The organism is Lewinellaceae bacterium (genome assembly GCA_020636135.1).
Lineage (GTDB): Bacteria > Bacteroidota > Bacteroidia > Chitinophagales > Saprospiraceae > JAGQXC01.
The window spans coordinates 719,334-732,385 of the sequence record JACJYK010000001.1; the positions used below are offsets into that span (position 1 = coordinate 719,334).

Consider the following 13,052-nt stretch of genomic DNA (forward strand, 5'->3'; position numbering starts at 1 on the left):
AAGTGTAAATCCGGATGCATTCCCTGGAGCCGTCTGGATTGATCGACCCAATTGCTCCGATAGTCTACTTGTTTGAGTACTCTTTCGATCCAGGGCATTAAGGTGGCTAATACTGAATACCTTCGCGGCAAGTTGGTTTAACGAACCATTAACATGGTTTTAAATCAATTGTGTTTAAAGCCTTCCTACTTTGTTGCTTGTTCCTGTAAGATTCTGATGGATGTGGTGTCTGATTCTGGAAACATTGGGTTAGTGCGGTTTCGCTGAAGAAAGTAAATGAAGTGAGCTGTTATGGATCTGGTGGACAATAGAGGAGGTCAAACGTTTGTTAAGCTATAGCCAAATTTGAAAATGAGATTCACCTATCGTGTTTTTACGGCGTTAACACTGGTCGCATTGTTAGGAATCACTTCCTGCAAATCGGGCTACCGGAGTTTCGATGAGCTGCTCGTTTCCACAGAGATCTTACAGGTAAGCCCTTCGCCACGGGTCCCGATGGGAGCCATGTTGTCCTTCCTGACAAAAGAACCGGCAACCATCAGCTATACGATCCCGGGAAAGTCACCCCTGGAACGCACCTTTCCAAAAGCAGATACCCGCCATGAAATTCCGATCATCGGCCTTTATCCGGACACCGTGAACCAGGTCGTTGTCCGCGCGACAACAGCAGATGGTCATTCGGTAGAGAAGATCATTCCGATAACGATGGGATCTGTTCCTGATTTTTTCCCGGAGGTGGATATCGTCAAGCTGGATCGCAGTGCCATGGAGCCGGGACTTCATTTGGTGGAGGCTTTGATTGCCATCAATGGCAAGTTCACCTACTACGATATCTTATTTGATGATCAGGGAGTTATCCGGTGGTACCTGGATCTCAGTGAGTTTCAGGAGATTGTTTATTCCCCGCTGCGTATACGCAATGGCCATTGGTTTTTTGTACACTGGCAGCAATACATCGAGCTGGATGATCTGGGACGCGAAATGGATAAAGGCGTTATTCCCGGTTATGGGGTCAATCATGAGATCGTAGAGGTCCGCCCGAATGTATTCATCCTGGGTGCCTCCCGCTCGGATACCAAAGTGTATAACCAAGGCAGGGAAGTCTCCAGCCGCTTTGATCACATCATCGAATGGGACCGTAACATCAATAAGGTCATCTGGGAGTGGGATATGCGTGATGTCCAGGATGTCGATCGCCAGGTATTCCCTCCGGACTATGGTCAGGACTTCGCCGCGGATTGGTTCCATGTGAATTCCATAATTCCTCTCCAACAGGACGCCGGATTGATCGTCTCCGGACGCAACCAGGGTATTCTGAAGGTGGATCGCAAAAATAACTTACAGTGGATTCTCGCTCCGCACAAGGACTGGGGATTGGCTGGATTTGATGGGAATGGCCTGGATACTAAAAAATACCTCCTGGAGGCAGTCGACGACAAGGGCCAGCCTTATCCGGGACCGGTACAGGAGGGGACAGCATTGGCAGATTTTGTCTGGCCCACCGGGCAACACTCGGTCCATCTCATGGATAATGGTGATATCCTGCTTTTTGATAATGGACTTAGTCCAGGATTCCAAACCGGTGAACGTTTTTCCCGGGCGGTGGAATACCACGTCGATGCCGTAAATAAAAAGGTACAACAGGTGTGGTCTTTTGGACGTGAAGAAGGATTGAATTTATTTACCCCGGTCACCAGTAGCATTTATCCGTTGGAGCAAACGCACAATATTTTGATAACAGCAGGAAATGTCCGTCTGGGAGACTTGCCTCCCCATGCCCGCATGCTTGAAATTACCTACCCCGATAAAAAAGTGGTCTTTGAGGCAAATTTATTCCTCAAGGATGCCCGTGGAACCAAAGCAGCCGAATGGGCGCAGTTTGACCTGATCTACCGTGGGCATCGTTTTGAAATTTTTCAATAAAAGGTAAAAATATATGGCATTAAAAGTAATCGGAACCGGTTTGCCCCGTACAGGCACAGCATCACTTAAAGGGGCGCTGCAATTATTGGGCTATCAACAAACGTATCATATGGATAATCTGCTCAATAATCCAGCAATGGTTAAGTATTGGGTGGAGTTATTTGATACCGGTAAAACGGATTTTGATGTATTATTTGATGGATTTACGGCAAGTACGGATTTTCCCGGTTTTTTTGCATACAAAGCACTGCTGAAAAAATATCCAGAAAGCAAATTTATTCTGACCACCAGGGATCTGGATTCGTGGTATGAGAGTATCCATAAGACGGTCTTTCAGGCTGTTACCTCATTTTTTGCGAAAGAGACACCCACCGACAGTATGCGCCGGGTAGAAGGGGTATTTCAATTATTAGACCGCTATTTATTTGGTCAATTTTTTAATGGGACATTTACGGATAAAGAAAAAACATTATCCATTGTAAAGGCTTATTTACAGGAAGTGAAACAAAATATTCCTGACGGGCAAATGCTTGTTTATGAGATTTCTGAAGGCTGGGAGCCACTGTGTGATTTTCTGGAATTACCAGTGCCGGACCTGGAATTTCCATATAAAAACAAGCGGGAAGATTTTAATACCATGATCGCTAAAATGTTGTCCGGACAAAAAATGGAAGTAAAATAAGCAGAAGCCGCCCAGCAGTGTCCATTTTACGAAAACCATTGAATCCATTTTACGGATTCCCACAAAAGCAAAAAACCGGTATGCCGTCGCCTACCGGTTTTTTAATTTTTAGTTAAGTTTCGACTAATAATAAGAATTGGATTGGTCCTGCACCTTTGTGAAGGAGTATAGACGGTTGGTTAAAGCACAGTAATGAACAAAGAACAGAAAAATGAAATGTCAAGTTAAAGGGGGGAAATTGTGGGGGGGAGATCCGATTGGCTGGTTGTATCTATATAACTTGCCCATTGGATAAAAATTGTATGAAGTCAAAAAAAAAGTTAATTTTTTTTGAAGGTGATTCCACTCCTGATCCGGATGGCGGATTCATGGAAGGCTCTTGTTGTCCGGCCCTGGATGGATTCGGAACCTCCGCACCACTTGTGCTGTTGTATGAAATGAGGCTTACGATCAACCTGGCAGGTGATCTCTGTCATGGTGTGTGGATGGATAAAAGTTCCATTTTGCCCTCTGTTTGCCGGAGCTTCATAGCAGAGGATGCTGTGAGTGATGGTACGGGTGGAAATGGGGCCTGTACGATTCAAAGTAAAGTTCGGCTATGAAATACAAAGATTATTATCAAATATTAGGTGTGGCGAAGGATGCATCTCCGCAGGAGATCAAAAAAGCATTTCGTAAACTTGCCGCAAAGTATCACCCCGATAAAAACCCAGGTAATAAGGCTGCTGAAGAAAAATTCAAGGAAATAAACGAAGCCAATGAAGTGCTATCGGATGCGGATAAACGCAAGAAGTACGATACGTTGGGATCGAATTGGGAGTATTATCAGCAAGCCGGGGATGATTGGGAGAAATATGCACAGCAGGGACCGCGTTCCGGTGGAGGGAACCGCACGTATTATTATTCCGGGAGCCCGGAGGATGTCTTCGGCCGCGGAGGCCAGAGTGGATTTTCCAGTTTCTTTGACCTATTCTTTGGTGATGGCGCTCAGGGATCGGACCCTTTCGCTCACTATGGGGAAAGGACCAGGACTGGCCAGGCGCCACGCGGGAGTGATGTTGAGGCAACGATGTCCATAACACTGCGGGAGGCCTATCAGGGCAGCCGGCGCACCTTTGAATTTCAGGGTGAAAAGATCCGCATCGCCATCAAACCCGGATCTTATGAGGGGCTGAAACTTCGGTTGAAAGGTAAAGGGCATCCGGGCCCTCGGGGCCAGGCTCGCGGAGACCTGTACATTACCCTGAATATCACCCCGGATCATCAGTTTATCCGTGAGGGCGACGATCTGATCGTAAACGGGAAAGTGGATCTCTATACCGCTGTACTGGGTGGCAGCATAGAAGTATCAACGATGACCGGCAAAGTGAAAGTTAATGTACCGAAGGGTATGCAATCCGGAAAAACCTTGCGATTGAAAGGCAAAGGTATGCCCGTCTATGGTAAATCCGATGTGTTTGGCGACATGATGGTGAGACTGGACGTTGAATTGCCCAGGCAGCTGAGTTCGCAGGAAGAGGAGTTGTTTCGCAAATTGAAGGCCTTGCATAATAAGGAGGCCGTATTCCAAAATTGATGTGTATGTGTAATGGTTTTTACGTTCCAGGAAGTTCAGAAAGACTTCGATTAGTAGACACTTAAAAAACATATTATGCATACTACAATTGCAAATCCCAAAACCAACTATCTGTTGGGTGCCAGTCTCGATGTATTGCATCAGGAAAGCAAAGAATGGCTGGAGACGATTGAGTTCTGGCTGGATGAAATGAAATTCTTCGACAAGCTGCTTAAAAACCAGCCGGAAGGAGATGAGCACAAGATGACGATCCGGGAGATGCTTGAGCACGTAGAAGGCATCCACGTAGATTTCTTCAAACAGTTGCAGCAAGATGTCCGTGAACATGAACGCATGCTTGCCATGGTTGAAAAGAATATTCCGGGCTCATCGGATGAAGAATACCGGGTGAATCACCGTCGGATGAAATCAAGGATGGAACATCTGGATAAAGACTTCAAATCGTATAAAAAAGTAGTTTTTAAATTTGCACTGGACTAAGACGTCTGCCGAGTACCGTGCTGCACCGGCTAATATTAGAACGAATTCGAATTCATGAAAGCAAACTTCAGTGACCTGATCAAAGGTGACACGCCTGTCCTGATTGATTTTCACGCTGAATGGTGTGGTCCCTGCAAAATGCAGTCGCCCATCATCAAAGAGATCGCATTGTCTATGAAGGATAAGCTGCGGGTCATCAAGATTGATGTTGACAAAAATCCATCCTTGTCGAGGAAGTACAAGATCCGGGGGGTTCCCACGTTGGCGCTCTTCAAGGATGGAGAATTGAAATGGATGCAGGCAGGGATGAAATCCAAACAGCAAATCCTCAAGGTTATCGATCAGTTTGGGTAATCCGGGACAAGCTTTTGGTCAGTTCCTGGTCGTATCACACCGCCTTATTTACCCAGCCAGGATTTGAAGTTGTTGGATTTTTCTTTGCTGACGACCACTTCGGTTTCTTCGGGTGCAGGGTGAAGCGTAAGTTTCAGTTTTCCATTGAAATAGGGATGAATGGTGCGAATGGATTTAATGTTCAGAATGAAGCTGCGGTTCGCCCGGTAGAACATATTGGGATCCACTAATCTTTCCAATTGGTCCAGCGTATAATCCATCATATGGCGTTGACCTCCCCAGGTCATCATGAAGACAATTTTACCATCGGCATTAAACCAGGCAATTTCCTGGGTCTCAATGGTAAGTAAGCGCTGGCCCTGTTTCACCAGAAACCTGTTTCGGTAATTACTGACCTGACGGTCCCGTTGCTGCAGGTCGGTAAGCAGTGCCTCGAGCTGCAGGGACATCGATTGCTGCCCAAAATGGGATTGCAGGTGCTGGTATTTTTGCAGGCTGCGCGTGAGGTCATCCTTTCTGACGGGTTTGAGCAAATAATCCAGGCTGTTTACCTTAAAAGCATGCAAGGCATATTCGTCATAGGAGGTAGTAAAAATGACCGGTGCCATAATCTGGACCTGTTTGAAAATCTCAAAACACTGACCATCAGCCAGTTCTATATCCATAAAGATCAGGTCCGGCTGAGCATTGTTTTGCAACCACCATACCGAGGATTTTATGGTTTCCGCATGGCCGATAACCTGGATTTTGGGATCGATTTCTTCCAGTAATTTTATGAGGCGATTTAAGCCTAAGGGCTCGTCTTCTATGATGTAAGCTCGCATAGTGCTATGCTGTTATCGAATGTTTTGAGATGATGGGCAGCCGGACGATGAAATAGTCATCCCCCTCCAGTACCATGACTTCCCCGGCTCCCAGTAATTGGTATTTTGCCATGATATTGGTCAATCCAATTTTTTCCGAGGGCACCCACAATTGTTTCCGTTGCAGATTGTTCTTCACCTCGATGGAATTTCCTTCAAATATGGATATCCATATGTGTAATGGATTTTCAGTTGAAACCTCATTATGTTTTACGGCATTTTCAATGAGCAATTGCAGAGTCAGCGGAGGCAACAGAGTGGTATGAAATGCTTCCGGCAACTGAACATGGATCACCAGCCCGGCGCCAAACCGGGTCTGCAACAGATGCAGGTAGGAGTGGATGAAGTCCAGTTCTTTCGCCAGGGTAATTAATTCATCCTGGTTACTCTGTAGTAAATAGCGGTACACCTGGCTCATTTCTTCCACAAAGTGCTCGGCCTTGACCGGATCGATACGTATCAGGGAGCTCAGGCTGTTCAGACTATTAAATAAGAAATGCGGATTGACCTGTTGTTTTAATCCGGTAAACTGGGCTTCCAGGTGCATACGGTGTAAGGCTTCTTTTTCTTTTTCTGTCGTACGGAGCTGCCGGTAATACTGGATGGCTTCGGTGATACCAACGGCAGTGATGCATAAGATCAGGGCATTGAAAACATAAAATATAAGGATACTCCAGGATGCCGGATTATCCAGCCCGGCCTGGTCGGTATGATAAAAGAATTGAATGCACAGATCGGAGATATGCATCAATGGTGCAACCAAAAGTAGGCTTAAGAGCAAACTCCGGATCAGCCGTTTGACTACCATGGAAGGGTCCGGATGGTGCCGCCAGGAGTTCCTGGTGATCCCCACCACTCCCAACCACTGGATGGAGATGATAACAGTCAGGATGAAATATACCCATAGCCCCGAGGTCCAGGGCAATCCTTCCGGTACCGGGTTGCCGAGGATATTCAGCAGCACCAGGATGCCAATCCCGCCTGTATGTATCCATCGTTCCTTGATCATAACTGTCGGATGATGCATGGAAAGTACTATTTCCCGTTGAATCTCTGCCAGCCATTCTCCGGCAGGTGTCTGATTATCGGTGTCAAACGCCAAATATCTGCCTTGATCAGTCTCTACGCCCTACCGCGTACCTTCTCCGGCTTGATCTGCCCTTTAGGACGCTTCAGGTACCATTAATGCATGTTAACGTCCTCCGGTCTTGCCAATGATAGCTCCCGTAAGTCATTTTTGATAATTGATTCATATAAACCTTACTACTAATGAAATGTCGATTAATCAAGATGAAGCGAAACAGTGTTGTTTTCCTCATCCTTTCGCTTTTGGTTGCCGTGCGGATTTCTGCCCAGGTTTCCGGGTGGGAACTTTCCGGCGGATTGCAATCCTTTTACATCCCTGCTCCCGGATTCCATGTGAATTCATTGCAGCCAGTGGTCCAGGCCGGCAGAACATTCGGTTTTAGTCCTTCCAGCACGATGGGAATTACCATGAGGATAGGCTACAGCCGGAACCGGTATCAGGGCGATGCGGTCTATGTTCAGTCACTGGTCGGGTACTTCCCTTCCTTCGGACAACATTTACAGGGTGGCGTTGCACTGGGCCTTGGCTATCAGCGCTCCTTCTACAGCGGATCCTCCTGGCAGTGGGATGGCCAGGCATGGGAGAAAGGCCGGAGTTCTCGTACGGTGTGGCAGGTGCCTATCCAGTTTCGTCTGGGTTACCGCACACCGGGTGCCACCGGCGATTGGACACCCTTTATTGCTTATCAGGTCCACGGACAGTTCAAGTACAGCCCGGATCTGACCCCGTTGCCCGTTTCAAATTTCCTCATCGGTGTGCAGTATGCACCAAATAAACCTGAATAAAATGAAAAAATTAGTATTGATGCTGGCCCTGTTATGGATAAGCAATGGTTGTCAGCGCGACTTATACCTGGTGGATGTGCAGCCATTGGAAAACCCTATTGATTTCAATGCGGATCATCCACTGAAGGATAGTCTGGATGCGATTGTGGCAAGGCACATCCGGGATGGCGTTCCCGGCATCCAGGTGATCGTTAAAGATGCCGATGGATGGTATGTCACGAGTCAGGGCTATGCCCAGGTCGAAGGCAAAGTGCCATTTCGCGATAATATGGTAGCCTGGGTTTACAGCATTACGAAGATCTTCACGGCCACCCTGACCATGATGGCTGTGGAAGCTGGCAAAATCAGCCTGGATCAGACGATCAGCGCTTATTTACCCGCTGACCTGATCGATAAACTGGCTAATTACAACCGGATCACAGTCCGTCAACTATTGAACCATTCCAGTGGTTTGAGGAACTTTACGGTTATGCCGGCCTATCAGCTGGCTCAGTTCAACCAACCGTTCAGTCAACCGGACCTGATGGAGCAGCTGGCATTTGCCTATGGTAAACCTGCTTTGTTTGAGCCCGGTACGGATTTTTATTACTCGAACACCAACTATCTGCTGCTGCAGTTTATTCTGGAACAGGTCAATAAAACCGATTACCGGACGCTCCTGCAAAAAAATATCGTAGAGCCTCTTCAATTAAAACATTTTTATCTGGAACCGGATGATGCACAAGTAAAAGCCCTTGGGTTTCCCAATTATTATTTTGAAAGACACGCCGATGGACAGCTTGAGAACGTGACTGCCTGGAATAACGCCATAGGGCAGGCACTGGCAGGTTATGGCGGTATCGCAGCGAATGGACAGGATATCATTCTCTTTCTGGAAGCATTACTGGAAGGCAAGTTGATCTCACAGCAATCATTGGAACAAATGCAGACCTGGATTACCGGTAAGGAATCCACCGAACCTGACTACGGGTTGGGTCTTGAATACTTCACCTTCGGGGATCCCGGGATACCAACCTTCGGTCATGAAGGAGATAACATCGGGGGGACCACCATGGTCATGTATATTCCACAAAAGAAGCGGTATTTGTTTATCAGTGAAAATGCAGGACGTCAATTGTTCGGAGAATATCTGTTCAGGACAACGGATACCAAGATCGAGGTCTGTAATTTTTTGGCGGGAGTCGATTAAAGCCTTTCGTTACCTGACAAAACGGGTAAATACATATTGAGGACCAGACAGTAATATGGTGCTTTATCCTGGAGGCAAGTTACAAGTGGCTCACGTACCGGCGTCCTCCTGAAGGAGACCGGTGTGATGAAAATTTGGCGGGATGTTTTTCAAATTTGGTACATTAGGAGAACGGCAGGAAAGTGTGATTCCTGTTCCTTTCATGTTATTAACTGAATCGTGTGTTCATTAAATAACCCCTTCACCAAATTCATCAATCATGGAAACGAAGTCAACTGAAGTTGTCATCTCTTCCGCCCGCAAATTATTGCAAGAACAGAAATACGACGAAGCCCTCGGATTACTGGAAAATGCATCGTCCGGCTCAGGCGAAATAACCGGTTTAACCGGATTGGCTCATTTCCTGAAACAGGAATATCAGCTCGCTGCCGATTTTTACCGGCAAGCCAGCCAGCAGGAACCGGCATCGGAGGAATGGAAATATATGCTGCGGAAATCGGAGGCCAATGCATTTGCCGAAATCCATGAAAATATCCCGGATATCTATCATTTCGAGCAGGAGAAACTGCTGGACTTGCCGGGCATACCGGAGACCGCATTGCCACGTGAGCTTGACTACCGGGTAAAGCGCGGTCCAGGGTGGTTGATCCGCACCGGGATAGGTCATGGTTTTGGCGCCGTCATGTCGGCTGCTATGGCCGGGGTCACCTGGACCTTTGGTAAACTTTTTGGTTACCGGGATCGCATCTGGACCAACTGGTACCGGAGACCGATGTTTCTGGGTGTCATGACCCTGGCTTATATGCGTGAGCGTCTGAATAAATACAACCTGTTGAGTGCTTATCCTGCCGGTACGCTGGTAGGCTTTCAGGCCGCAGGACAGGTGCCGCCAGCCGGGACAGCGCATTTCCGCACGGCAAATGGCAGCTGGAACAATCTGGAAAATCCGATGGAAGGAGCTGCCGGGACCCGGTTTCAGCGCAATGTGAATCCGCAATCCGTAGAACAGGCATTAAAAATGGACCTGCTCACGCCTAATCCGAGGACCATCAGCCGCCAACTACTTGACCGCGGAGAAAAGATGAAGGAGGTTCCTTTCCTGAATTTACTGGCTGCTGCCTGGATCCAGTTCCAGAATCACGACTGGATCAGTTATGGAGAACCATTGCGCAATGACTTTTATGCCATACCATTGGATGATGATGATCCGGCGCGGCAACGGTTCTGGCAGACGAAAATGTTTGTTGGCAAGACCCAGACAGATCCTACGCGGCGGGATCAGGATGTTTACGCCAAAACCTATATCAATGAGTGTACCCACTGGTGGGATGGTTCTCAGTTATATGGAAGTGATCTGGAGACGGTTCATTGGTTGCGCAGTGGGGTGGACGGTAAAATGCGGATGAACCCGGACGGGACTTTGCCACGGGATAAAAAAGGGATAGAAGAGACCGGATATGTGCGCAATTGGTGGGTCGGACTGGCCTTAATGCATACCATCTTCATCAAGGAACACAATGCGATCTGCGATCACCTGAAAGAAAACAATCCGTCCTGGGATGATAACCAGTTGTTCCAGGTGGCCAGAATGATCAATGCTGCACTGATTGCGAAGATCCATACGGTAGAGTGGACCCCGGCCGTTCTGCCGAATGCATCTGCAGAACAAGGACTTAACGCCAACTGGTACGGGATCCTGACCAATCTGTTGCACAAGGGTAAAAACAAAAAAACGGTTGCCGGCATTAATGTCCGCAATCCGGAGATGGGAGGTGTTGTGGGAAACCCGGTAGAAAAACATGGGTGCCCTTATGGGTTGACTCAGGAGTTTGTTGAAGTATACCGCCTGCACTCGCTGCTTCCTGAAACCATCCATGTACGAAACAGAAAAAATGACAAAGAAACGGAAATCCCGCTCTTTCAGGCCAGACAGGCCGGGTCCGGCAAGCTTACCGATCAATATGGGATTGAGACGTTGATTTATTCTTTTGGTACCCAGAACCCGGGGCAATTAGTGCTTAATAATTACCCGCATTTTATGCGCGAACTCAGTATTCCGGGTAACCCTGTTTACGATATGGGGGCTGTGGATCTGCTGCGGGCACGGGAGCGCGGTGTGCCGAGGTACAATGAATTCCGGCGTCAGCTTGGACTTAGCCCGATCAAAAAATTTTCTGATTTGAATGACGATCCGGAAATCGTGCGCAAACTGGAGGCTTGTTACGGAAGTGAACCCGGTGATGTAGAGAAGCTGGACCTGATGATCGGTACCCTCGGTGAATCGCACCGCCCGACCGGATTTGGATTTGGCGAAACGCTTTTTCAGATCTTTTTGCTGAATGCCACCCGGAGACTGCAGGCGGACCGGTTTTATACCGACTGTTACGATGAAGCCCATTATACCAGGGAAGGGCTGGAGTGGATCGATCAGAATGATTTCAAATCGGTATTGCTTCGGCATTATCCTGAACTGGCCAAAACCGGATTGGCCAATATCAAGAATGCCTTTGAACCCTGGGATGAGGACGAACGCCTGGATCCTGCCAGGCATCCTCTACGCGGATTTGATAAAACCTTACACAAAGATCCCTGGAAAGGGGATCGCTGGTGATAAAATAAAAAAACCGGATCCGAAGACCCGGTAGCTAGAGAAGAAGGTTTTTAAAAGGACTGAAATGACAATGGTATCACTGGTGTGATATGAATACTTTTTTACTATCCAGATAAGTGCCGGAACGCACGGTCAGTTGATAAAGTCCTTCTTTGAGGTTCCCGACATCCAAGAGTATATCTTCGCGTGGATCCTTGACCTGCCGGATCAATACCGGACGGCCTTCTAGATTGGACAGTTGGACTGTGACCTGGTGCTGGGTCCGGTCTGCTGGTATCTGGACACTTAACTGCTGATCGGCAGGATTGGGATAAAATGAAATATGAATGGTCTCTGCCGCATTGTTTTTTCGATTGTCGTTGCCTCGCTGGGATTTCGTGGGTTTATTGACCACCTGTGAAGTCAGCGGACTGGATTGGACTGTCAGAGAATCTACTACCCTGGTAGTATCGGTACTACCTGTGCTGTCGACCACGGTGGTGTCGCGCAGTCCCAGAGTCCGGAAGTTGGACCAATCGCTTGAGCCGCTGGTGGAACCATCCGTACAGGTAGCAACCACCCTGAATTTGTAATTACCCATGGGCTCCAGACCTAAGGCCAGGTAGAAGGTGTCAGGTGTGTTGATGGTATTGCTGTAATAGGTTGTTTGTGATCCGCTCTTGACATCAACCTTGAAAGATGTAGCAGAATCCTGAATGATCCAGCTCAGCAAGGCGCTGGAATCCGTCACCTCCAATACCGATAAATTTTTGGGCTTGGGGCACTGGTTGAATGTGGTATCTCCCCCGGTCGTTGAAAAATCGATCCAGTCGCTGGACCCTGCCGAGTTCTTCTCGCAGGATGCTTTAACCCGGAAATGGTAATTGCCTCCTGGTTCCAAACCCTCCACATTGACGAAAGTATCGGTCGTTACCTGTGAAAAATTATACGATGTTGTTTGATTTTTACTTTTTACATCGACCTGGAAGTCGACATGTTGAGCGCTGGGTAACCACGTGAGTACCACTGTGGAGTCGGTAACATCCCGGACTGCCAGATTGGTCGCTTTCGGACATGGACCAGGTCCGGTTACTTTTTCGCCCGTAGTGGTGAACGTGACCCAATTGGTGTTGCCTTTTCCTTTGTCACAGTTGGCCTGAACTTTGAACCGGTATTCACTGCCGGCTTCCAGTCCATCAACCATGACCGATGTTTCCGACGTGGTGGTAGACCATTTAAATGCGGTCGTCCCACCACTGTGCATCACATCCACCGAAAAGGTTAAATTTTCCGGAGAGCCGTCCCAGCTTAACACCGCACTGTTGTCAGTGATGCTGCCGGCTTGAAGGTTTGTCGGTGAACTACATTTTTGTGCGAGCGTATTCAGTGTAAATAATGCAAGAAGCATCACAGTGGTAATCCACTTTCCCATACCAATATTCTTTTTAGTTACACAATAGTTGATGCGTCCGGTACACGTATTGGTTGGAAAAACGAGCTTGCTTAGAAGCGAAAGATAACGG

12 protein-coding genes are annotated in these 13,052 nt (G+C 47.7%); 9 read left to right on the forward strand and 3 right to left on the reverse strand.

Annotation, left to right across the window (positions count from 1 at the left end; genetic code table 11):
- Positions 1–351: 351 nt before the first annotated feature.
- From H6570_02730 to trxA, 6 genes are all read left to right on the forward strand, one after another.
- Positions 352–1,923, forward strand: coding sequence for an aryl-sulfate sulfotransferase (locus tag H6570_02730; GenBank protein ID MCB9318171.1), 1,572 nt, complete (start codon positions 352–354; stop codon positions 1,921–1,923).
- 13 nt (positions 1,924–1,936) lie between these two features.
- Positions 1,937–2,605 (forward strand): sulfotransferase family protein, encoded by a 669-nt coding sequence (locus tag H6570_02735; protein MCB9318172.1) that lies wholly within the window; start codon positions 1,937–1,939, stop codon positions 2,603–2,605.
- A 302-nt stretch (positions 2,606–2,907) separates the two neighbouring features.
- A complete protein-coding gene (locus H6570_02740) occupies positions 2,908–3,207 on the forward strand; it encodes a hypothetical protein (protein MCB9318173.1) in 300 nt (99 codons plus the stop codon).
- Entirely contained in the window at positions 3,204–4,181 is a 978-nt protein-coding gene (locus tag H6570_02745; protein ID MCB9318174.1) for a J domain-containing protein, read from the forward strand. The genes H6570_02740 and H6570_02745 overlap by 4 nt, the downstream gene beginning before the upstream one ends.
- A gap of 75 nt (positions 4,182–4,256) precedes the next feature.
- Positions 4,257–4,661, forward strand: coding sequence for a hypothetical protein (locus tag H6570_02750; GenBank protein ID MCB9318175.1), 405 nt, complete (start codon positions 4,257–4,259; stop codon positions 4,659–4,661).
- Positions 4,662–4,715: 54 nt separating this feature from the next.
- Positions 4,716–5,015, forward strand: coding sequence for a thioredoxin (gene trxA / locus H6570_02755; GenBank protein ID MCB9318176.1), 300 nt, complete (start codon positions 4,716–4,718; stop codon positions 5,013–5,015).
- A gap of 44 nt (positions 5,016–5,059) precedes the next feature.
- On the opposite strand, the gene H6570_02760 is transcribed toward trxA, so the two are convergent.
- Both H6570_02760 and H6570_02765 read right to left on the reverse strand, forming a co-directional pair.
- Complete coding sequence (locus H6570_02760) at positions 5,060–5,839, reverse strand: response regulator transcription factor (GenBank protein ID MCB9318177.1); 780 nt, start codon at positions 5,837–5,839, stop codon at positions 5,060–5,062.
- Positions 5,840–5,843: 4 nt separating this feature from the next.
- A complete protein-coding gene (locus tag H6570_02765) occupies positions 5,844–6,980 on the reverse strand; it encodes a histidine kinase (GenBank protein MCB9318178.1) in 1,137 nt (378 codons plus the stop codon).
- Positions 6,981–7,147: 167 nt separating this feature from the next.
- Between H6570_02765 and H6570_02770 the strand changes: the two genes are divergently transcribed.
- The 3 genes from H6570_02770 to H6570_02780 all read left to right on the forward strand — a co-directional run bounded on the left by H6570_02770 (position 7,148) and on the right by H6570_02780 (position 11,550).
- The gene (locus tag H6570_02770) at positions 7,148–7,750 is read left to right on the forward strand and encodes a hypothetical protein (protein MCB9318179.1); all 603 of its coding nucleotides are present in this window, start codon (positions 7,148–7,150) and stop codon (positions 7,748–7,750) included.
- A 1-nt stretch (position 7,751) separates the two neighbouring features.
- Positions 7,752–8,939, forward strand: a complete 1,188-nt coding sequence (locus H6570_02775) for a beta-lactamase family protein (protein MCB9318180.1) — start codon at positions 7,752–7,754, stop codon at positions 8,937–8,939.
- Positions 8,940–9,198: 259 nt separating this feature from the next.
- Positions 9,199–11,550, forward strand: coding sequence for a peroxidase (locus H6570_02780; protein ID MCB9318181.1), 2,352 nt, complete (start codon positions 9,199–9,201; stop codon positions 11,548–11,550).
- Between the two features lie 76 nt (positions 11,551–11,626).
- Here the strand turns inward: H6570_02780 and H6570_02785 are convergent, their stop codons facing one another.
- The gene (locus tag H6570_02785) at positions 11,627–12,961 is read right to left on the reverse strand and encodes a fibronectin type III domain-containing protein (GenBank protein ID MCB9318182.1); all 1,335 of its coding nucleotides are present in this window, start codon (positions 12,959–12,961) and stop codon (positions 11,627–11,629) included.
- Between the last annotated feature and the right edge of the window lie 91 nt (positions 12,962–13,052).

What these genes read in the sequence shown, in the direction of transcription:
- H6570_02730 (MCB9318171.1), top strand. Translation starts at nt 352, where the DNA reads ATGAGATTCACCTATCGTGTTTTTACGGCGTTAACACTGGTCGCATTG.
- H6570_02745 (MCB9318174.1), top strand. Translation starts at nt 3,204, where the DNA reads ATGAAATACAAAGATTATTATCAAATATTAGGTGTGGCGAAGGATGCA.
- H6570_02775 (MCB9318180.1), top strand. Translation starts at nt 7,752, where the DNA reads ATGAAAAAATTAGTATTGATGCTGGCCCTGTTATGGATAAGCAATGGT.
- H6570_02785 (MCB9318182.1), bottom strand. Translation starts at nt 12,961, where the DNA reads ATGGGAAAGTGGATTACCACTGTGATGCTTCTTGCATTATTTACACTG.
- H6570_02770 (MCB9318179.1), top strand. Translation starts at nt 7,148, where the DNA reads ATGAAATGTCGATTAATCAAGATGAAGCGAAACAGTGTTGTTTTCCTC.
- trxA (MCB9318176.1), top strand. Translation starts at nt 4,716, where the DNA reads ATGAAAGCAAACTTCAGTGACCTGATCAAAGGTGACACGCCTGTCCTG.
- H6570_02750 (MCB9318175.1), top strand. Translation starts at nt 4,257, where the DNA reads ATGCATACTACAATTGCAAATCCCAAAACCAACTATCTGTTGGGTGCC.
- H6570_02780 (MCB9318181.1), top strand. Translation starts at nt 9,199, where the DNA reads ATGGAAACGAAGTCAACTGAAGTTGTCATCTCTTCCGCCCGCAAATTA.
- H6570_02760 (MCB9318177.1), bottom strand. Translation starts at nt 5,839, where the DNA reads ATGCGAGCTTACATCATAGAAGACGAGCCCTTAGGCTTAAATCGCCTC.
- H6570_02735 (MCB9318172.1), top strand. Translation starts at nt 1,937, where the DNA reads ATGGCATTAAAAGTAATCGGAACCGGTTTGCCCCGTACAGGCACAGCA.
- H6570_02740 (MCB9318173.1), top strand. Translation starts at nt 2,908, where the DNA reads ATGAAGTCAAAAAAAAAGTTAATTTTTTTTGAAGGTGATTCCACTCCT.